17 protein-coding genes are annotated in these 18,860 nt (G+C 69.3%); 8 read left to right on the forward strand and 9 right to left on the reverse strand.

Translation table 11 applies throughout. From position 1 onward, the window contains the following. Positions 1 to 160 precede the first annotated feature (160 nt). On the reverse strand, positions 161 to 931 hold the full coding sequence (locus RVX_RS05005; protein WP_116304983.1) for an XRE family transcriptional regulator: 771 nt from the start codon (positions 929 to 931) through the stop codon (positions 161 to 163). Between the two features lie 299 nt (positions 932 to 1,230). Here RVX_RS05005 and RVX_RS05010 point away from each other — a divergent pair, with 299 nt between their 5' ends. From RVX_RS05010 to RVX_RS05020, 3 genes are all read left to right on the forward strand, one after another. Further along, positions 1,231 to 1,524, forward strand: a complete 294-nt coding sequence (locus RVX_RS05010; RefSeq protein WP_230404390.1) for a hypothetical protein — start codon at positions 1,231 to 1,233, stop codon at positions 1,522 to 1,524. Positions 1,525 to 2,126: 602 nt separating this feature from the next. After that, the gene (locus tag RVX_RS05015) at positions 2,127 to 2,699 is read left to right on the forward strand and encodes a hypothetical protein (RefSeq protein WP_420192429.1); all 573 of its coding nucleotides are present in this window, start codon (positions 2,127 to 2,129) and stop codon (positions 2,697 to 2,699) included. A 295-nt stretch (positions 2,700 to 2,994) separates the two neighbouring features. Next, on the forward strand, positions 2,995 to 3,255 hold the full coding sequence (locus RVX_RS05020; RefSeq protein ID WP_230404391.1) for a hypothetical protein: 261 nt from the start codon (positions 2,995 to 2,997) through the stop codon (positions 3,253 to 3,255). A 323-nt stretch (positions 3,256 to 3,578) separates the two neighbouring features. On the opposite strand, the gene RVX_RS05025 is transcribed toward RVX_RS05020, so the two are convergent. The 3 genes from RVX_RS05025 to RVX_RS05035 all read right to left on the reverse strand — a co-directional run bounded on the left by RVX_RS05025 (position 3,579) and on the right by RVX_RS05035 (position 10,099). Then, positions 3,579 to 4,625, reverse strand: a complete 1,047-nt coding sequence (locus RVX_RS05025) for a hypothetical protein (RefSeq protein WP_116304986.1) — start codon at positions 4,623 to 4,625, stop codon at positions 3,579 to 3,581. 516 nt (positions 4,626 to 5,141) lie between these two features. Continuing rightward, positions 5,142 to 7,664 (reverse strand): ATP-binding protein, encoded by a 2,523-nt coding sequence (locus RVX_RS05030; RefSeq protein WP_420192416.1) that lies wholly within the window; start codon positions 7,662 to 7,664, stop codon positions 5,142 to 5,144. Further along, positions 7,661 to 10,099, reverse strand: coding sequence for an ATP-binding protein (locus RVX_RS05035; RefSeq protein ID WP_230404393.1), 2,439 nt, complete (start codon positions 10,097 to 10,099; stop codon positions 7,661 to 7,663). The genes RVX_RS05030 and RVX_RS05035 overlap by 4 nt, the downstream gene beginning before the upstream one ends. Positions 10,100 to 10,903: 804 nt before the next feature. Between RVX_RS05035 and RVX_RS05040 the strand changes: the two genes are divergently transcribed. From RVX_RS05040 to RVX_RS05060, 5 genes are all read left to right on the forward strand, one after another. After that, positions 10,904 to 11,512, forward strand: a complete 609-nt coding sequence (locus tag RVX_RS05040) for a hypothetical protein (RefSeq protein ID WP_230404395.1) — start codon at positions 10,904 to 10,906, stop codon at positions 11,510 to 11,512. Between the two features lie 9 nt (positions 11,513 to 11,521). Then, positions 11,522 to 12,367, forward strand: a complete 846-nt coding sequence (gene motA, locus RVX_RS05045) for a flagellar motor stator protein MotA (RefSeq protein WP_007523187.1) — start codon at positions 11,522 to 11,524, stop codon at positions 12,365 to 12,367. Between the two features lie 67 nt (positions 12,368 to 12,434). Then, complete coding sequence (locus tag RVX_RS05050; RefSeq protein WP_116304988.1) at positions 12,435 to 13,160, forward strand: OmpA/MotB family protein; 726 nt, start codon at positions 12,435 to 12,437, stop codon at positions 13,158 to 13,160. Between the two features lie 505 nt (positions 13,161 to 13,665). Continuing rightward, positions 13,666 to 14,238, forward strand: coding sequence for a tetratricopeptide repeat protein (locus RVX_RS05055; protein WP_230404396.1), 573 nt, complete (start codon positions 13,666 to 13,668; stop codon positions 14,236 to 14,238). 191 nt (positions 14,239 to 14,429) lie between these two features. Next, positions 14,430 to 14,861 carry a hypothetical protein gene (locus RVX_RS05060; protein WP_147307508.1) on the forward strand — a complete coding sequence of 144 codons (432 nt, stop codon included), beginning with the start codon at positions 14,430 to 14,432 and terminating at the stop codon, positions 14,859 to 14,861. Between the two features lie 149 nt (positions 14,862 to 15,010). On the opposite strand, the gene RVX_RS05065 is transcribed toward RVX_RS05060, so the two are convergent. The 5 genes from RVX_RS05065 to RVX_RS05085 all read right to left on the reverse strand — a co-directional run bounded on the left by RVX_RS05065 (position 15,011) and on the right by RVX_RS05085 (position 18,597). Continuing rightward, on the reverse strand, positions 15,011 to 15,214 hold the full coding sequence (locus RVX_RS05065; protein WP_116304991.1) for a hypothetical protein: 204 nt from the start codon (positions 15,212 to 15,214) through the stop codon (positions 15,011 to 15,013). Positions 15,215 to 15,661: 447 nt separating this feature from the next. After that, positions 15,662 to 16,567 (reverse strand): terminase small subunit, encoded by a 906-nt coding sequence (locus RVX_RS05070; protein WP_116304992.1) that lies wholly within the window; start codon positions 16,565 to 16,567, stop codon positions 15,662 to 15,664. Next, positions 16,564 to 16,908 carry a hypothetical protein gene (locus RVX_RS05075; RefSeq protein ID WP_230404398.1) on the reverse strand — a complete coding sequence of 115 codons (345 nt, stop codon included), beginning with the start codon at positions 16,906 to 16,908 and terminating at the stop codon, positions 16,564 to 16,566. Before RVX_RS05075 ends, RVX_RS05070 begins: the two co-directional genes overlap by 4 nt. Beyond that, positions 16,905 to 17,441: a hypothetical protein gene (locus RVX_RS05080; RefSeq protein ID WP_116304993.1), complete on the reverse strand. Its 537-nt coding sequence runs from the start codon at positions 17,439 to 17,441 to the stop codon at positions 16,905 to 16,907. Before RVX_RS05080 ends, RVX_RS05075 begins: the two co-directional genes overlap by 4 nt. Before the next feature lie 310 nt (positions 17,442 to 17,751). Next, entirely contained in the window at positions 17,752 to 18,597 is an 846-nt protein-coding gene (locus RVX_RS05085; RefSeq protein ID WP_230404399.1) for a hypothetical protein, read from the reverse strand. Between the last annotated feature and the right edge of the window lie 263 nt (positions 18,598 to 18,860).

Here is an 18,860-nt window from a genome sequence, read left to right on the forward strand (position 1 = left end):
CGGATGCGGGACTGGCGGGCGAAGCGTGCATGGGGCCTCCGTGTTCCAATGTGCGGAACAGTTTTGCACAAAAAGTGCGAATCGGTCCGCCAGGCAGCGCCGCGCCGGACGGCTGCGGCAAGCCGCGAGAAAAGGCGGACGCCGAAGCCGTCGTCGCGGTCTACAGTTCCTTGCCCGCCCAGATCACCCGGCCGATGACTTCCCAGGCCAGGGATTCGTCGCGCGGGTCGATTTCGATGTCCTGATAGGCGAATTCCGGGTTGTCGCCCCGGAAGTGGTAGCGGCCCGGGGTGCGGGAGAACCGCTTGATGTAGATTTCGTCCTGCACGCGCAGCAAGTAGACGCGGTCTTCCGCCAGGGCGCGGTCGTGCTGGTTCACCAGCACCAGGTCCCCGTCGTGCAGGGTGCGTTCCATGGAGCGGCCCATGACCTCCATGAGGCGCAGGCCCGTGGTGGAGCGTGCCCGCCCCAGCAGCCAGTCCAGCCGGAAGGCGTGCCGTTCTTCGGGGCGGTCGCCGGTTTGCAGTGAGCCGCCGCCAGCGCTGGGCCGGGCCTCGGCCTTGTCCACCAGCACGAACTCCTCGGCCAGTCGCCGGGCTTCTTCCCGTGCCTCGCCGCTTGCGTTTCCGGCGGGCTCGAGCCCGCGCGGGGCCGTGCCGTAGGGGCGCTGCATCCGTTCATGCAGCCCCCGCCAGTGCGGTTGCGGGGCGCTGGGCGCGCCAACGCTGGCGATGTGCTCCAGGTGCTCGGTAAGCCGGGCGAGGTTGGCGCGGCTGGGAAAACGCTCGCCGTTCTTCCAGGCGTACACGGTGCGCTCGCTGACCCCGGCGATTTCCGCAAGGCGCTTCACGCCGCCTACGCTGCGCAACGCATCGACGACGAACTCCCGGAGTTCATCCCAGTCGGTGCCCGTGGAATCGTATTCATTCATATATGAGATGTTAGCACATTCTGTGCGAATGTCCACAAAAATCTGCCATCGGCGCGCCGATACTCTTGACGTTTGTGTGCGAAGTATGAAATATCTGTGCGGAAGAAGCGCGGTCCTTGATGCGCTTGTGCGGCGCGGGTCGAGGCTCGGCCGCCGGGAAGGGGGGCGCGGCCTGCCCAGGGCCGGGCGAAACGGCGAGACACGGTTTTCATAGAATAACAGATAGACGGGCCGCGCACTGGCCGGACACACCCCAGGGGGGCGCTGTCCGGTTTCGCGGCAACGAGAGGGAAGGGAACATGCACGCGATGTCACGCGGCGCGCGTTGCGCCGTATGCGGAAGCGGCCTTGGCGCGGAGGGTGCGGTGGTCGCCGGGGTGGCATTGTGCCCGGCCTGCGCCGAAGGCTGCGCCCTGCGCGATCGGCGGCTGCCCATGATGTTCATTGAGGTGGACGAGCACCGGCGGCTGCTTGGCCTGTACCATGCGAGCCACGATGAGGCCCGACACCCAACGCCCGACATGGCGCGCGCCCGGTTGCGCGCGCTGGAGGCGTGCAACCGTTTCTATGAAGGAGGCGCGCCATGCCTGTAGTGACCTGCCTGCATTGCGGTTCCCCGTTTTCGGTCAATCCCGCCCGGTTGCAGCATGGCCGGGGGCGGTATTGCTCACGCGCGTGCCATGCCGCCGCGCGCACGCTGGAAAGGCCCGAGCGGTGCCAGTTGTGCGGCGGCCCCATGCCCCCTGGGCGCGCTCACCGGCGATACTGCTCGCGCGAATGCGTGGCGCTTGCCGCCGCCGGGCAGTCTCGACTGCAGCCGCGCACCTGCATCGTGTGCGGGCGCGGGTTTGTACCGGCCTCCCTGCGCGACAGGTTTTGCGGCCCCGGTTGCGAGGCTGCGGCGCATGGCGTGGAGCATGGACTGTTCGAGGACCCTTGGGCTTCGGGGGACATTCCGCCGGACTGCTACGGACGCGACTTGTTCCGCATGCCCGACATGGTGCTTGGTTTCTGAATCTCGCCGCAGGGCGAACGGCCGTGCCGGCGAGGGGCTGGTGCCGGACGGTCGCCACTCGGCGAGGATGCCGCCCGGCGCGCCCGCGTCGTGCGGGATATGCCGGACCCGCGCGACGGGGACCGGCGCGACATGATGCGTCGCAGAGGAGGATGCCGCATGGCGGCTGTGAACAGAGTGATGTTGCTCGGGCGCGTGGTGACCGGCCCACGCCCCGGTGCGGGGACGGCCGGAACCTGCGTGCTGTTTTGCGTCAGCACCGACGGGGCGGGCCAGGACGACGCGGGCCAGCGGCACCGGGTGCGCGTTGCCGGTGACCAGGCCGCGTGGTGCCTTGCGCGGTTGCGGCGGGGCATGCTGGTGCATGTGGAGGGCGAACTGGTGGCCTGCGCACTTGGCGGTGAAGCCTGCGTCGTTGTGGCTGCGTGGCTGGTCCAGGCCGTGGATACGGGCCACTGTTCCGGAACCCCCGCGTCTGCACGGGCAGACGCGGCTGTGCACCGAGCCGTGTGGAACCAGGTGGAAACCGCAGAAAAGCGCGACGCCCCCGCCGCAAGGAAACCGGCGGCAACGCCGGATGCGCCGGGAATGACCGTGATGCCGGACCGGCCCGCCATGGCGGCATGGCCGTGCGGCCCGGAGCGCGGCGGAATCGACGGCGGCGAGGCGACCGCATGGCCGATGGTTCCGTGGTGCGGCACATCCGGCGTGGATGGGCCACCGCCGGGCCGCACGCCACGGCGCATGCACTGAAGCGGGCCAGTTGCCGCGTACCCAGGAGGCCCGCACGCGTCCCGTGGCTTCGCAAGATGGAGAATTGGCCAGGGTGGAGGCTCGACAACCGCGACGCATGCGTCGCGAGGCAAGGAGGATGCTATTCATGCATGCCGCGCAGCAACCGCAGCGACAGGCTTCTCGTGTTCCCACGCCGGGGGCCGTCTGGCCGTCCCGCTGCACCGGTCCGTTCGAGGATGGACGCCCCGCCGGATATCCGCCCGGCGGCTGCCTGCCCGAGCGGCATGGACCGGGATGCGCCCGGCCCGAGGGAATGCCGGACCCTGCGCGAAGCCTGGCGCAAGGGCTGGTTTGCCCCCAGCCGTTCGTGCTGGTGGGGCTGGACGCCATCGGCCGCGCCGTGGGGGCGGGGCAGGGGGCCGTGAAGCGCTGGATTCGCGAGGACGGCTTTCCCGCGCGCAGGTGCTCGGACGGTACCTACCGTGCCGACCCCGAGGCCGTGCGACGGTGGTTCTGGCATGGTCACGGGGCTGGTACGGAGAGCGGGGGAAAGGGGGCGAAGCGCAGCCATTGACCGGTGGCGGCATCGGCAAGGCGGCGCAAGGGAAGTGGATGGCGGGGTGATTCACGGGATGCTCGGGGCCGGGCGGCGAGGGCCGCTCGGCCCTTTCTGCGTGTCCCGCCTCCGGCGCGACGGTGGGTTTGCCGTCGGCACGTGCCCTGCGTATGCGAACGGCCGCTTTCCGAGAAGGTTTGGACTCTTCGGATGAGACCCTGCGCAGTCATGCTCGACCGGATGCCGCCCGCAGCTGCCCCTGCGGCCATACGAGCCAGCTGCGGGCCGGGCGCCGGGTGTTGATGGACGTCACCCGGCGTCGTCGGGTTCACCTCTCCGGGCTACTGCCCCTGGATGGTCACGTTGAGTTCGTCGTCCACGGTCACCTTGATGTTGGCCGTGACGCCTATCCAGCGCGATGCCGCCACGGTGAGCGCGGGCAGGGCGTTCTGGATGTCGCGCGAACTGCCCGTGCTGGAAACCACCACCTTCCAGACCACCGGCCCGGTGAGCTCGGCGGGGGAAGGCAGGCCCTCCGCCGCGCCGATGGGCGTGCCGTACGGGGGCTTGGCGTAGTCGGGCACCTCGCCGGACGGCGGCGAGGCCGGTTGCCGGGGTGCGCCGGGGCTGCTGCCGCCCGTTGGCTGCCCGGTCGACGTCTGGCCCGTCAACGCCTGCCCAGCGGGAGGAGCGGGGGGCGGCGTGTCCTTCCGGGGTGTTCCCGGGGGGGCAGGCGGAGCGGGCCGCGCGTCGGGAACGGCGGGGGGTATCGCCTTCACCATGTCTTGCGGCTTCGGCTCCGCCGCGCCAGCGGCGGTCCGGCCGGGACGCAGGTCGCGCGCCTCAATGGACAGGGTGCGCGTATGCACCACCGTCATGGGCGGCGGATAGCCGTACCCATATCCGTAGCCGCCGCCTATCCCCCGGTATCCTCCGTATCCCCAACGCCCGTATCGGTCGCCGTAGCCGCCACCGTACCATGGGCTGGAGCCGTACCCGATGCCGATGCCTATGGACGGGCGCGAGTATCCGTAGGAGGACGTGTCCGGCACCTCGTGCGGGCCGTCCACCTTCCATTCCACCACCACGGCCAGATCGGCTTCCTGCGCGCTGGCGGCCTCGCGGTAGCCGTGCCCGGTAAGCACGGCGCGCAGCCGCTGGGTGGACTGCCGGAACATGTCGGCGTTGATGGTTGTGAACGTGGTCAGCGCCGGGCCGGGGGCCAGCACGTAGCTTTGCCCGGCCTTGCGGAAGCCGGGGGCCGAGACGGCCTGCACGTCGGCCTTCATGCGCGGGGCGCAGCCCGTGACCAGCAGCACGAGCAGCGCGAGCAGGCAGGCGAGCAGGCGTAGGGCGGATGAAGCGCATGTGACGCGTGGGGCGTTCATGGGGCGTCCTTTCCGTGAAGAGTCTTGTGCGTATGCGCCCAGGTGGTCCGCCGGTTGACGGTCGGCCGGTCGGCGCGGTGATTCAGGGGCGAGCCGATTGTGCCACGGCCGCGCCGTCGGTCAAGTGGGCGTCGGCCATGGGGCGTCGGCCATGGGGCGTCGGCATGCCCAAATGGGTTTTCCTGGGCTTGGACCTGGGGGCCTTGACATACTATGCGCACGCTGGGTGGCGGTGTCCATGTGGCAGCAGGCTGCCAGCCGGGCGAAACCGGTCGGCTGCCGACCGGGGCGGGGCGTCCGCCCCACCGTCCCTTCTGCCCGCTTGGTCCGCCTGGCCGTTTGCCCCGTCCGCGCGCTGTCGCCCCGGCGCATGCACGTTGCGCGCGTGCCGCGCCCACGGAATGCCGCCAGACGGTGCCGTGCCGTGGGGTCCGGCCAGGAAGGACGGCGGGTGATGGGGATGGGGGAATGGGGCGGCGGGCGCGTCGGGTTTGCGCATGCCCGGCCGGGCCGCTGCTAGCGTTGGCGCAGGGGCAGGGTGAAGGTGAAGTGCGCGCCTTTGCCCGGTTCCGTATGCAGGGCGAAGCTGCCGCCGTGATTGTGGGTTATCAGGAAGTACGACACCGACAACCCGAGCCCTGTGCCTTCGCCGGGGGGCTTGGTGGTGTAGAACGGATCGAAGGCGCGGGTGCGCACCTCGGGCGGCATGCCAGGGCCATTGTCGCTTACGGTCACCGCCACCAGGTTATGATGGCGTTCGGTGCGGATGGTCAGGGTGGGCGGCGCGCCGTCGGCCGGGGGATGGGCGGCCAGGGCCTGGGCGGCGTTCTTGAACAGGTTCAGCAGCACCTGCTCCACCTCGGTGGGCAGGCAGGGCACTGGCGGCAGACCGGGGGCGTAGTGGCGCACGATGCGCAGCATCCTGAAGTCGTACAGTTTTTTCAAATCGTAATCATTGGCGGCCAGTTCCAGCGTGTTCTCGATGAGCCGGTGCAGGTCCTGCGCCACGAAAGAGCCGTCCGCCTTGCGGCTGAAGTCGAGCATGTTGGCCACGATGTGCGCTGCCCGCGCCCCGGAGGCCGCTATGTCGTCGAGCATGCGCAGTATCTCGCGTCGCTTGAGGTAGCCCCGCACCTGTTCGAGGGAAAGCCCCGCCTCGCGGGCGGCGGTTTCGTTGTCTGGCCTCCCCGGCTCCACCCGGCGGCGCATGTTCTGCACCGCCTGCAGGATGCCGCCGAGCGGGTTGTTGATCTCGTGGGCCATGCCCGCCGCAAGGCCGCCCACGGTGAGCATCTTTTCCGTCTGGACCATCATCTCGCGGATGCGTTCGCGTTCGGTCACGTCATCCACGCGGATGACGGCCCCGTGCGCGCCGTTGGCCACCAGCGGAAAGACCGTCACCTCCTCGCAACGCATCGTGTCGCCCTCGGGATGCAACTGGCGCTGCCCCCCCTTGGGCTGGCCGTCCTCCAGCGCCTCGATCACCAGCGGCTTCAGCCGTTCCAGCCGGGGAAACACCTCGCCCAGGGGACGGCCCGTGGCCTCGGTCGCCTCCAGCCCGGTGGCGCTGGCCGCGTGGTGGTTCCAGTGGGTTACCAAGCCGTCTGGCGACACGCCGACGATGATCGAGGGCATGGAGTCGAGCGTGTTGGCCAGCAGGTTGCGCAGCCGCCGCAACTGTCGTTCAGAGGCAGCCCTGCGGCGCATCATGTACGCCAGCACGGCAATGGTGGAGGCCAGCGATGCCACCAGCAGGGCCAGCACGTTGAGCTGGATGCGATAGGCCCGGTAGAGCGAGAAGGGCCGGTCGACCACCGTGCTTTCCGGGGGCAGCAGGCGTTCGGAAATGGCCCACCGCTCCAGCGAGGGGGCGCGGTACAGGAAACGGTTCACCCCTTCGGTCTGTACGGGGATGTCCGCCGCGCGGGTGCCGGAAAGCACCCGCAGGGCCATGCGGCCCAGCGCCTCGGCCTGCATGGACGCACCGGACAGCTTGCCCCCCACCACCGCGCCGCGCAGGTTGAAATCCACCTGGCAGTGCACGGGAACCCGCGTGGCCTCGGCGATGCGCTCGCCCATGTCCTCGAAGGTGGTGGCGTAGCCCGTTGGGTCGGAAAAATACACGCCCAGCAGCACGGCCGCGCCCTGCGGCAGCGTGGCCAGGCGGGAGAGCAGATCGTCGAAGGGCAGCGGCGGAAACTCGTGCACCTGCACGCCGTCGGGCAGCCCGACCAATTGCTTCCGCATGCTCTCGGCCACGGCCCTGCCGGTTTCGGTGTGGTCGTTGACGAGATGGATGTGGCGCGTGCCGGGGTGCATCGCCAGCATCGCCTCTGCCGTCTCGCGGGCGGAGAAGGTGCTGAGTACGCCGGAAAGCTGCGGAATGGCCGTGGTCAGGCTGTCATGGTAATGGTTCACCCCGCAGAAAAGCACGGGCACGCCTGGGAACAGCGCGGCATGCCACTTCTCCAGAAAGTCGAGGGCGTCGTCGTCGCTGGTCAGGATGAGGGCGGGCGTGCGCCCCGCGTATTTCAGGGCCAGCAGGGCCGCGAAGGCGTTCAGGTATTCCGGCGTGGACACGCGTTTGGAATCCAGGTTTTCCACGCGCAGGGCGATGTTGTTGTCTGCGGGGGCCAGTATGCGCTCGATGGTGTCGGTGATTTCCCGCACCCGGCCCATGCCTTGTTCGTAAGAGTTCAGCAGCAGCACCAGTTTCCTGCTGTCCTGCGGCTGGACGCCCCGCGCGGCGATGGCGTCGGCCAGGGTCTTGACCACGGAATCTGCCACCGAGCGCGCCACGGCCTCTGACGTGGCGTTGGCCGCCGGGCGTTCCGGCCCCGCCCCGCTCGACATGTCCGCCATGTTCGCCCTGTCCGTAATGTCGGGCGGGGCGTTTCCGGTGGCCAGGGCGGCGGGCGTCCACACCATCACGGCCATCACGGCCAGCGCGATGAACAGCCCGGCCAGCGCCAGCCGCGAAAGGCCCTTTGCGGCTCCTCGCCGCCCAAGACCGTGCATTGCGCGTTGCAGGGCTGTCATGACGCTGGCCCCAGCGGCAGGGTGAAGGTGAAGGTTGTTCCCTGGCCGGGTTCCGACGCCACGGTGAAGGTGCCCTTGTGGTTCTGGGTGATGATGAAGAACGCCACGGACAGCCCGAGGCCGGTGCCATCGCCCGGCGGGCGGGTGGTGTAGAAGGGGTCGAACACGCGGGCGCGCACCTCTGGCGGCATGCCGGGGCCGTTGTCGGTCACGGTCACGGCCACGCCATCCGGGATGCATTCGGCACGCACGGTGATGGTGGGCGGCGCGCCCCCGGCCGGGGTGAACCCCGCGAGAGCCTGCGCGGCGTTGCGCAGCAGGTTCAGCAGCACCTGTTCCACCTCGGTGGGCAGGCAGGCGGGCTTGGGCAGGTCCGGCGGCACCAGCAGTTCCACGCGCAGTTTGCGGAAGTCGTGGTTTTCGCGAAAGCTGTAGTCGCTGGCGGCAAGTTCCACGGCGTTGGCCACCAGCGCGCCGATGTCGCATTCCACGTGCGAAGACGTGCTGCGGCGGCTGAAGTTGAGCATGTTGGAGACGATGCGCGCCGCGCGCAACCCGGCCTCGCGCACCCCGGCGGCCATGCGCAGCACGCCGCGCCGCTCCAGGTAGTCACGCACCTGCTCCACGGTGCAGCCCATGGCCTGGGCGGCCTCTTCGTTGGCGGTACGCCCCGGCTCGATGCGGCGCAGCACGTTCTGCACGGCCTGCAGGATGCCGCCCAGGGGGTTGTTGATCTCGTGGGCCATGCCCGCCGCAAGCCCGCCCACCGACAGCATGCGTTCGGTCTGGATCATCATTTCCCGCACCCGCTCGCGCTCGGTCACGTCGTCCAGCCGGATGACCGCGCCTTCCATGCCGTTGGCGGCCAGGGGAAACACGGTGACGTCCTCGTACCGGGGGACGCCGTTATCGGTGCGCACCAGCCGTTCGCCGCGCACGGGCAATTGGCTGTCCAGCGCCTCGCGCACGCGCGGCAGTTGCGGCGCAAGGCGCGGAAACACCTCGTCCAGCGCCCGGCCCATGGCCGCGTCAGGCTCCACGCCAGACATGCGCACCGCCTGGCGGTTCCACTGGATGATGCGCCCTTCGGGCGAGACGCCCACCACCACGGAGGGCATGGAATCGAGGATGTTGGCCAGCAGGTTGCGCAGCTTGCGCAGTTCGGCCTCGGTCCGCGCCTTGTGGCGCATGACGATGATCAGGGCCACGACGGTGGCGAGCATGGCCGCCACGAAGCCCGCGATGACGAGGATTTCCCTGGTGTAGGCGCGATAGAGGGAGAAGGGCCGCTCCACCACCTCGCTGTCCGGGGGCAGCGAGGCCTCGTCGATGCGCCATCTGTGCAACTGTGTGTAGTCGAAAAGAAACTCGCCAGGTCCGCGCCGTACGGGCAGGGCGGCCGGATCTTCACCCGCAAGGATGCGCCGCCCGAGGTCTGCCATGATGCGCCCCTGCGTCTGGCTGTTGACCAGTTTGCCGCCCACCATGTTGCCGCTCAGGTTGAAGCCCATGATGCAGTAGACGGGCACCCGCGCCGCCGAGGTGATGCGCAGCCCGGCTTCCTCGTAGGTGGCCGTGCGGGCCGTGGCGTCGGAGTGGTACACGCCCAGCAGCACCGCGGTTTCCGGTCCCAGCGCTGCCACCTGGCGCAACAGGTCGGACAGGGGGATGTCGGCGTTCCAGCGCAGCCGCACGCGGCCCTCCAGGGGGCGCAGCGCCTCGGCCAGCTCCGCCGCCGTGGAGCGGCCGCTTTCGGTGTAGTCGTTGATGATGAACAGTTCCTCGACGCCGGGGTGTGCGCGCAACAGGAATTGCGCGGTTTCGTACGGGTAGTGTTCTTCCGTGACGCCGGTGACGCCGGGCATGCCCTCGACGCGGGCGGGCGAGAAATTGTTGACGCCGCCGAACACCACCGGCACGCCGGGAAAGAGCGCATCGCGGTAGCGGCGCAGGAAGTTCAGGGCGTGGTCGTCGGAGCACAGCAGCAGCGCGGGGCGCGTGGTGGCGTACTTGGCGCGCAACATGGCGGCGAAGGCGGCGAAGTAGGCGTCGCCGTGCACCGCCTTGGTGTCCATGTTCTCCACGCGCAGCAGCACGTTGCCGCCGGGCGGGGCAAGGTCCGCCTCCACCGCGTCGGTAAGGTCGCGCACCCAGTGCATTCTCTGGTCGTAGGAATTGATCAGCAGGGCCTGCACCGGCGGGGTGGCGGGCAGCGCGTAAGGATCGGCGAAGGTGATGGCGCAGAGCAGGGCGCCAGCGGAAAGCAGCAGGGACGGCAGCAGCCAGCGCAGGCGCCGGGGGCTTCGCCTTGGGGAGCGGCCCGGCCTGGAGGGCTGCCGATCGTGGTCGCCCCCGCGTCCCTGGGGCGGGTCGGTGTCGGCGGCGGGGTCCGGGGGCTCTGAACGCCCGGCCTGAATGACATGCGAAACGGGCATGCGGCGCACTCGTGCTGCAGGAGGTGAGCGTGGGACTTCCTCCAGTATTGGCAGAACGCGCGGGCGAACGCAACGGGTATCGCCGCCGGAGAACTGTCGGCGGGCTGTCGGCAAGGGGGCCATGCCTCGCGCAGGCGGGGACGGAGAAGGGGGCAGTGCGCCGCAAGGCCCGACGGCACGCGCGGCGGACGCTGCCTGACGCAGCAATTGGGTCAGGATGAGGGCGGGCAGGCGCACGTGGTGCCAGTCGATGGTCGTGGAGCCAGCGGCGGATGGGGCGGGAGCCGAGCCGTCCCTGGCTACGTTGGCTGAAGCGTCCAGTCAGGACGTGAGGGGCACTGGGCGGGAACAGGTCGGACGAAGGAATGGGTGGCCGACGTGCCAGCGAAAACATATATAGCTTTTTATGTAGCGAGGCGGGCGCAATATGCGTTTTCGCCGCGCGGTGACGCAAGGCCAGTCGGGGGAACCGGCATATGCGCCGGGCAGGTCCGGCCGCCACGCCGTGCTGCATGAGGATGCGTCACGTTGCCGCGCCTCGGCCTGGTGTATGGTGTGATTGGGGCATCCCCTACTTTCCTTGCGGTGCGTTCTCGGCTACAATTGCGGGAGAACGAGAGGCAGGGAGTGCGCCGGGTCGCATCGCCGTGGCGGTGGGGCCATGCGGGCGCCGGGCCTGAACCGGTTCGCGAGCGACGCCGCGCGGCCCCATGCACATGTCGTGAACGCTTCGGTCCTTCACTCTCGTGGACCCCGCGTGATGCCCGCACCCTGCACCCCGAACGCCGTCGGAATGCAACAGAGATGGACGAGACCGAGCGCAGGAACAATTACAGGGTGGACGCTCCGACGGGCTTTTTGCGCGAAGTCGCCGTGTGGCGCGACCGCGCCGTGGCCGGGAACCGTCTGTCGCTGGAAGAACTGGGCGCGCCCGACGCGGTGGGCATGGCGGGCGGGGGCGGCATCGCCGTGACGGACGTGAGCACGCGGGGCCTGCGTCTGCGCCTTTGGGCGGACGTTGCGCGGCGTTTGCGTTTTGAGTCCGGTGGCGCGCTTCCTTCCGGGGAGATGCATGTCTACCTCAAGCTGCTGTCCCCCGCGCCCTGCGCGGAGACGCGCTACTGCACGCTTTTCCTGGGCGCCCGCGTGACCCATGTGGAACATGCGGACGGCGGCGTGCTGCTGGGGCTGCACATTACGTCACGCGGCGTGCCGGAAAAGGCCGATAAGGCCTTCCGCATGTTCGACGCGGGGCGCTACGGCGTAAAGGAACTGACCCGCTGGTGCGACGAGGTGGCCCGCATGGGCCGGGGCATCCTGCCCGCACCGTCGCCCGGCCTTGACCTTGAGCATCTGCTTGCGGAAATCGACGCCGTGCATGCGTGCGGCGACGTGCAGGCCAACAGGAACTGACGATACGCCATGTTCGCCATACTCGGTCTTGTTGTCGTTTTCGGCTCGATCATCGGCGGCTACCTGATGTCGCACGGCGTGATGCACGTGCTGTGGCAGCCCGCCGAACTGATCATCATCCTCGGGGCGGCCATCGGCGCGTTCATCGTCTCCAGCACCAAGTATTCGCTCGGGCTGGTGATGAAGAACCTGAAGATGGTCATGGGCGATCCGGGCATGAGCAAGGCCAAGTATCTCGAGATACTCGGGCTGCTCAACTCGCTGTTCGTCAAGATGCACCGCGAAGGGGTGATCAGCATCGAACAGGACATCGAAAAGCCGGAAGGCAGCTCCATCTTCAACAAGTACCCCGCCATCGCCAAGGACAAGCACACCGTGCATTTCATCGGCGATACGCTGCGGGTGTACCTGACCACCGGCGACCCCAACGAGATCGACAGCCTGATGGAAGTGGACATGAAGTCCATGCACGAGGAAGAGTCCATCGCCCCGCATTCCATCGGGCGCATGGCCGAATCGCTGCCCGGCATGGGTATCGTGGCGGCGGTGCTTGGCGTCGTGCTGACCATGGGCAAGATCAGCGAACCGCCCGAGGTGCTGGGCCACCACATCGGGGCGGCGCTCATCGGCACCTTCATCGGTATCCTGTTCTGTTATGGCGTGTTCGGCCCCATGGGCGCCAAGATCGAGCAGTGCAACCATGAGCACCACATGTATTTCGCGGTGATCAAGGAGGCGGTGGCCGCCGCCATCCGCGGATCGACGCCGATCATCGCGGTGGAGTACGGCCGCCGGGCCATTCCGCATACCTTCCGGCCCACGTTCGCCGAGATGGAAGAAAAGCTGAAGAGCTGACGCGCCGGGCCAACGGCGGCGGGCCGCAACCGGCCCGTGCCGCGCCGCGCGCACAGGGAGGAACGCCATGGCTGGCGGTGGATCATGGAAAGTTGCCTACGCCGACTTCGTGACGGCGATGATGGCCTTTTTCCTGCTGATGTGGATTCTGAACATGACCCCGCCGGAGACCAAGCAGGCCCTGGCCGGGTACTTCTCCACCGAGCGGTCCCTGTTTGATTCGAGCAACGTGTCGCCCGTGGCCAACAACCCCTTCGTGCAGGGGGTGGACAAGCTGGATACGCGCGACTTCAAGGTGTCGGAAACCGAAAAGTCGCATTACGCCATCGCCCAGAAGCTGAAGCAGATGCTGATGGCCGACGCCATTCCGCAGAACGCCAGCGGCATAAGCGCCGACGACGTGGGCGTGCTGCTGCGGGTGAACAGCGACGTGATGTTCAAGGCAGGTTCGGCGGAACTGGTGCCGGAAGGCTCCAAGGTGCTGGACGAGGTGATCAAGATACTGCGCGAATATAACCTGTACCTGATGGTGCGCGGCCACAGCGACAGCGGCGAGGTGGCCGCGGGCAGCCCCTATCCTTCCAACTGGGAACTTTCCGGCGCGCGCGCGGCGGCCGCCGTGCGCTACATCATCGAACGCGGCGGCATCAAGCCCACCCGGCTGCGCGGCATAGCCTACGCGGACACGCGGCCGCTGGAACCCAACACCACCCCCGAAGGGCGCGGCAAGAACCGGCGCGTGGAGTTTCATTTCCACAGGCCGGAAGTCATGTCGTACAACGTGGTCTACTGACGCGCCCCCCTGGCGCGGGCATTGCTTTTTCGCGCGGGGCGGGCCGGTGGCTCGCCCCGCTTGCTCTTTGGGGGATGGGCGCGTATTTGCGGCGTTGACGCCCGGCAAGGCCGAAAAGGTCTCTGGGGGGCCTGGCCAGGCCCGTCAGGCCAGCTTGACCAGCCTGGCCAGCCAGGTCTGGGGCGTCCGGCCGCGCAAGGAGTGATCGTCCCCACTTGGCGACGAGTGTCTCCGAGCTGGGCGAACAGGGCGAACAGGGCGAACAGGGTGAACAGGGGCAACCGCGTGCGACGCGGGCGCGCTATGGGCGCGACGGCTTCCGGCGTCCTCCTTTCAGCCCACCTCCATTCTCCCATCATCTCATCAACATGGGGCCGCACGGCCCGCACCCATACAGGAGACGGACATGCCGTTCATGTTGTCCCGCACCACAGCCACCGCAAAACGTTCCCGGCTTCGCGCATCCGGCCCGGTCATGGCACGGGCGCTTCCGGCGCGTTTGCAGTTGACCGTCGTCGTGGCCTTTGTGCTGGCCCTTTCGCTGGCCCTGGCGGGCTGCGCCTCGCAGGAGCCGTTGAAGGCATACAACCCCATGGGGGTTTCCGGAAAGGTCAACCCCGAGGCCGAGAAGTATTTCGCCATGGCCCATGTGCTGTGGAAGGGCGGCGAAACCTGCACCGAGCCGGAAAAGGCCGTGGCCTACCTGAACAAGGCCATCGCCCTGCAGCCAGACTACTGGCAGGCCCATGCCCGGCGGGGGCTGGCCTATAGCGACATGGGGCTGTGGGACGAGGCCTTCGACGACCTGACGTACGCGGTGCGGCAGCACCCCTCGGCCGAGAATTACGCTTACCGGGGCCTGGTGGCCTTTCGCATGGGCAACCGGCTGGGCGCGCGCAGGGACCTGACGCGATCTCTCGAACTTGACGCGGCGCAGCACCGGGCGTGGAACTACCGGGGGGCGGTGAACCTGGCCGACGACGAAATCGCCGCCGCCTGCGCCGACTTTGGCAAGGGCTGCTCCAACGGCGATTGCACCGGGATGGAATCTGCCCGGCGCGAGGGGCTCTGCAAGTAGCGGGGCGCGCGCCGCGTTCGCGCATGGCGGGGGGTTGACCAGCCCCCCTGGCCGCACCATGATATGGCATGGAGCCTGGACCGGCGGCGTCCATGCCTGCGCGGGCCTGCGCGGGCCAGCGCGGGCGGACGGGGGCCCGGCCGGAAGCGCCAGCCGCGAACACCGACCATCTCCCCGACGCGAGCCCAGCCATGCGAGACACCACATCGAAACCATTGGCCATGCCCGTGGCCGAATTGACGGGCGAACTGCCGGGCGTGCTTCCGCGCGCGGCGCGGCGCGTGATATTGGCGGTGGCGCTTGCCGTGGCGCTGTGGGCAGCGTCGTCCGCAACCTTGGCGCTGGCCGAGGTGTCTGACCAGGATCTGGAGGTCTGCATGGCCTACGCCCAGATCGAGCTGGCCACCCAGTACGGCTCACCGTCCAGCCTGGTCTTCATCAACGACGGGCGGGCCACCATGGAGCGGTACGACGGCATGGTGGACGGGCATTATGTGTCCACCATCCTGCGGCTGGACGGCGTGTTGACGCCCCCCGACGGGGTGCCCCGTCCGGTGCGCGTGACCTGTCTGTTGGCCAGCGTGGGAGAACCCGTGGGCTTGCGCCTGGAACCCCGGCGCTGACGCCGCGCCGGAGGGGCGTGCGCCCGGCACGGCAGGGGATGCGCGCCGCCGCGCTGCGGACGCACCGCCAGACCCCGCACCCGGCGCGCGCGGCTTGACGGTGTCGTCCGACAGGCGGGCGACACGCGGGCGGCAGGCGGGCGGGCCCGCTATCCGTACCAGTTTTCGATGATGTCCAGCAGGCGGTCTTCGCCGACCGCTGCCAGAATGGCGGGGTCGGCGTGGCAGGCGCAGTCGAGGCAGAAGTGGTCGTCGCAGAGGGTACGCAGTTCTCGTTCCTGTTGCTCGGGGGACGCGTCGAAACTGCGTCCGCAGAAGGTACAGGTCACCGGGTCGGGCATGGGTCCTTTCATGGATTGCTCCTTGCGGTTGCGCCCGGCATTCACCCATCGGAACGCCGGTGACGCATGACCGACTATACCTTTGGTACGGCTGCCGCCGACAACCCTCCATTATTTTTCCGGGACCGGGACCGCGCGCGGATGGGGCGCGGGAAAAGGTGTTCGTGCTCACGCCGGGTTGGCGCATGCGGAAAAATTTCGTCAGGCCACGGGCGAGGGTGGGGTAAGGACGGAGAAGGGCTTTCGGTGCGTGCCGACGTGACGGGCCGCCCCTTGCAAGGGCGGCCCGGCGTGTTTCGAGAGGGGGCCTGGCGTCAGGAGGGCTCCCCAGTGGGGCCGATGGGGCCGATGGAGCCCGATGGCCTTGGCGAGCCTGGCAAGCGAGTCCGATGAGACCCCGCGCATCCCGCACCTCCTGCACATCTGGGCAGGCGCGGCCGCGTGCGGCGGGTGGCCGGGCTACGGACAGCGGAAGTCGTCCGGATCGAAGTCGCCCCTGTCGCCCCTGTCGTCGCGGTCCCCGCTGTCCCTGATGTCGGGGTCGGCCTCGTCGTGGTCATCGTCTTCCGTGCAGTCTTCGCAGCAGTCCGTGCCGTCGTCATCCCCGTCGGCACCCAGGCGGCCGTTCCAGTCGTCGCACCCAAGGGCGGAGCGGCTGCGTGCGCGGGCGGGGTACAGTTCCTCGATGCGGGCGCGCAGTTCCGGCGGCAACTGGGGCGGAGCGTCGGCGTCGGGCAGGGCGTCACCGCCCGGACTGCGCCCGGTTCTGGATGTCCCGATGGCCCCGGCTGCCACCCCGAACATGCCGAGGTGCCGGGCCAGCATCTCCAGGGCCTTGAGCTTGGAGTGCAGCTTCACCTGCACGCCGCCGCGCACGGGGCCATCGGGCTGCTCGCCGCGCGCCGGTCGTCCCCCCCTTGCCGTTGACGACTCGCGCACCTCGGCCACCGCGGCGGCCTGAACCCGCGTCAGATCCGTCGAATCGCGCAGCCGCACGCCTTCGTCGGACCAGTGGCACAGGTCGGTCATCACCGAAAAGCCCACGGCGGCCAGTTCGCGCACCACGAGATCCTGGGTGACCTCGATGCGTGCGGCGCGGCGGCGCATGGCCTGCTCCACCGCCTCCAGCACGGCCGGGCTGCGCAGCAGGCGGGAGGCGGTGCGGGCTGCCCGGTCCGGCGCGTAGCCCGCCCGCTCGGCCGCCCGCACGGGCGACATGTCCACCAGGTATTCCTCGACGAAGCGGCGCTGGCGCACTCCCAAACGGGGGACCGCCGTTTTCCGCCCCGGTGGGGCGGCGGCGGGCCCTTTGGCGTGCCCGATGGGCGCGGGGTGGTCCGGCGTCCGCGTGTCCTCTCCGGTCATCGGGCCTCCTTCGCCGTGGCGGTGGCGCGCGCGTCGTCGCGCAGGCGGCGCAGATCGGCGCGCATGTCCTCCAGCGCGCGCTGCACGGCTGCCAGCCGTTCGTCCATGCGGGCCACGCACACGGCGGTCTCGCGCGCGGCGCGCACGTCGCCGTCCAGCGAGGCGGCGCGCGCCTCCATGGCATCCAGCCGGGCCTGCACGGTGGCGGCCAACATCACCGCACCGGCAAAGGCCGTGGCCGCCGCTGCCAGCGCCTGCACCCCCACCCGGCGGTCCAGCCGCCACCCCTCGCCGCCGGTTGCGGCGTCGTCCTGACCTCTTGGGCCGTTGGGGCCGTTCATCGCCCGCCGCCCCCTTCGGCGCGCGAGCGCAGCTCGTCCTTGCGGAACGAACCCAGCGACGACCCGAGGTAATAGTTGACCACCGCGCCGAAGGCCGTGCCCAGCGAGCCAAGCAGCAGCAGGGCCGGTTCGCTGACCGAGGGCTGTTCCAGCACCACGCGCAGCATGCCGAAGAACCCCGCCACCACCACCAGCGCCACCAGCCCGGTCACCCAGGCTCCGCCGTGCCCGGCGCGGGCCAGGGCCACCTCTCTCGCGCGGGCGTTGCGGGTGTTGTCCAGTTCGGCCCGCAATTGCTCGGCCTGCCAGTCGAGCAGGCGTTGCCGTTCACGCACTTCCAGTTCGCGCAGGGCGGTCAGGGTTTGCGGGTCGCCCAGGGCCGCCGCCACCGCTTTCGGCTCGGGCGCGACGCCCAGGGCGGACCCCAAGAGCGCCCCGGCCGCACCGGCCACCGCGCCCACGGGGCCGCCCAGCGCCGCGCCCAGCAAGGGGGCCACGCGGGCCACCGTGACGCCGATGCCTTTCCAGTCCATGCCGTGCTCCTTCCGCGCCGGTTGCCGCCGGGCGGCATGCCCGGCGTGCGTGGTGCGAGAGGACGTGCATACACCGGCCTCGCGCCCCTGGATGCGCCGCCGTGGGGTGGAGGAGGGGGAGCGCGGCCGTCCGAAGGGGGCGCGGCCATGCTCCCGGAGCCGCGAGGATGAATGGGGGCGCGTGTCGCGTAAACAAAGACGCCCCCGCTGGGCGGGGGCGTCGGAGGTTCGGGGGAGAACTGGGCGGAACCGGGCGGAACCGGACGGAACAGGGCGGAAACGGACGGAACAGGGCGGAACCGGGTTGGAATCAGGCGGCCAGCATGCCGCCCGAGGCGTCCTGAATGCTCACGGGGCCCTTTTCATTGCGGGGCAGGCGCGGGGCCTTGTCGGCCTTGCCCGTTTCGGTCCGGGGCTTGCCGTTGCGGGCGGCCTTTGCCGCCTTGTCCGCCGGGTCGGCCTGGCCGGGCTTGGTGGACCGGGCCACCTGCTTGGCCTTCTTGGCGTTTTTCTTGTTCGCCACGATCTTGCCCTTGCCGTCGGTGACCACGTGGTCTTCGGTGAGCCCGAAGGGGGTCCAGTCCGCCAGGGCGATGTCCAGCGACTCGAAAGAGCGGCCGGATGTGTAGATGACCGGCACGCTGCCTTCAGGGGTGGAGGCGAACAGCACGGTGCCGTTGGCCCCGGCTTCCGGCATGGCGGCTGTGGCCGCGCCGGGAGCCTGCGGCTGGCGCGTGGCGGCCAGGGCTTCGGTGGTCGCGGTGCGGCCGCTTTCGGAGATTCTCGCCGCAGCCAGCAGTTCCGAGGCGGCCTCGGCCTGGTCGCTGCCGTTGGCGGCGGACGGGGTACGTCCACCGCGCAGCAGGTACAGGAAGTCGCTGCCGGTTTCACCCACCATGGCCACCATGGTGTTGCCGCCGCGCGTGGCCAGCAGGCTGACCGGCACGGTGCCGCCGTGGATGCCGATGTAGGTCGGGCGCGAGCCGCCGGGCATGTCTATCCAGCCGTCGTCGCTGGCCTGGGCCTGCGGGCCGGAGCCGTGCAGGGCCACGCGGCGTGCGTCGCCAGCGCCGTCAACGGCCGCCCGGCCATGGCCGGACAGCGTGTCGGGCAGTTCGCCGCGCTCCGCCTCGGTGACGGTGGGAACGGCAAGCAAAGCCAGCGCCAGCAGCGAAGCCAGCAGCCGGAATGTGGTTACAGTGCGGAAAGATATGGAGAGGCAGGGTACACGCCGAACGTTGTCGCCGCGCATGGTGGTGTTTACCGTGAATCCTTCGGATGGTGTTGCATGGCGTATCGCCACGTGTGCAGGCTTTATTGATTCCAAAGGCCCCTGTCAAGGGCGCGGAATGGCAGACATAAATATTTTTTTAAGCGTGACATTTCAATGTGTTGCAAAGTGTGCCAAGGGGGCGTTTG

Origin of the sequence: Nitratidesulfovibrio sp. HK-II (assembly GCF_003402415.2) — a bacterium.
GTDB lineage: Bacteria > Desulfobacterota > Desulfovibrionia > Desulfovibrionales > Desulfovibrionaceae > Cupidesulfovibrio.

Excerpts from the sequence above, each read along its gene's own strand:
- RVX_RS05005 (WP_116304983.1), bottom strand. The coding sequence starts at position 931 with ATGAATGAATACGATTCCACGGGCACCGACTGGGATGAACTCCGGGAG.
- RVX_RS05010 (WP_230404390.1), top strand. The coding sequence starts at position 1,231 with ATGCACGCGATGTCACGCGGCGCGCGTTGCGCCGTATGCGGAAGCGGC.
- RVX_RS05015 (WP_420192429.1), top strand. The coding sequence starts at position 2,127 with ATGTTGCTCGGGCGCGTGGTGACCGGCCCACGCCCCGGTGCGGGGACG.
- RVX_RS05020 (WP_230404391.1), top strand. The coding sequence starts at position 2,995 with ATGCCGGACCCTGCGCGAAGCCTGGCGCAAGGGCTGGTTTGCCCCCAG.
- RVX_RS05025 (WP_116304986.1), bottom strand. The coding sequence starts at position 4,625 with ATGAACGCCCCACGCGTCACATGCGCTTCATCCGCCCTACGCCTGCTC.
- RVX_RS05030 (WP_420192416.1), bottom strand. The coding sequence starts at position 7,664 with ATGACAGCCCTGCAACGCGCAATGCACGGTCTTGGGCGGCGAGGAGCC.
- RVX_RS05035 (WP_230404393.1), bottom strand. The coding sequence starts at position 10,099 with ATGCCCGTTTCGCATGTCATTCAGGCCGGGCGTTCAGAGCCCCCGGAC.
- RVX_RS05040 (WP_230404395.1), top strand. The coding sequence starts at position 10,904 with ATGGACGAGACCGAGCGCAGGAACAATTACAGGGTGGACGCTCCGACG.
- motA (WP_007523187.1), top strand. The coding sequence starts at position 11,522 with ATGTTCGCCATACTCGGTCTTGTTGTCGTTTTCGGCTCGATCATCGGC.
- RVX_RS05050 (WP_116304988.1), top strand. The coding sequence starts at position 12,435 with ATGGCTGGCGGTGGATCATGGAAAGTTGCCTACGCCGACTTCGTGACG.
- RVX_RS05060 (WP_147307508.1), top strand. The coding sequence starts at position 14,430 with ATGCGAGACACCACATCGAAACCATTGGCCATGCCCGTGGCCGAATTG.
- RVX_RS05065 (WP_116304991.1), bottom strand. The coding sequence starts at position 15,214 with ATGAAAGGACCCATGCCCGACCCGGTGACCTGTACCTTCTGCGGACGC.
- RVX_RS05070 (WP_116304992.1), bottom strand. The coding sequence starts at position 16,567 with ATGACCGGAGAGGACACGCGGACGCCGGACCACCCCGCGCCCATCGGG.
- RVX_RS05075 (WP_230404398.1), bottom strand. The coding sequence starts at position 16,908 with ATGAACGGCCCCAACGGCCCAAGAGGTCAGGACGACGCCGCAACCGGC.
- RVX_RS05080 (WP_116304993.1), bottom strand. The coding sequence starts at position 17,441 with ATGGACTGGAAAGGCATCGGCGTCACGGTGGCCCGCGTGGCCCCCTTG.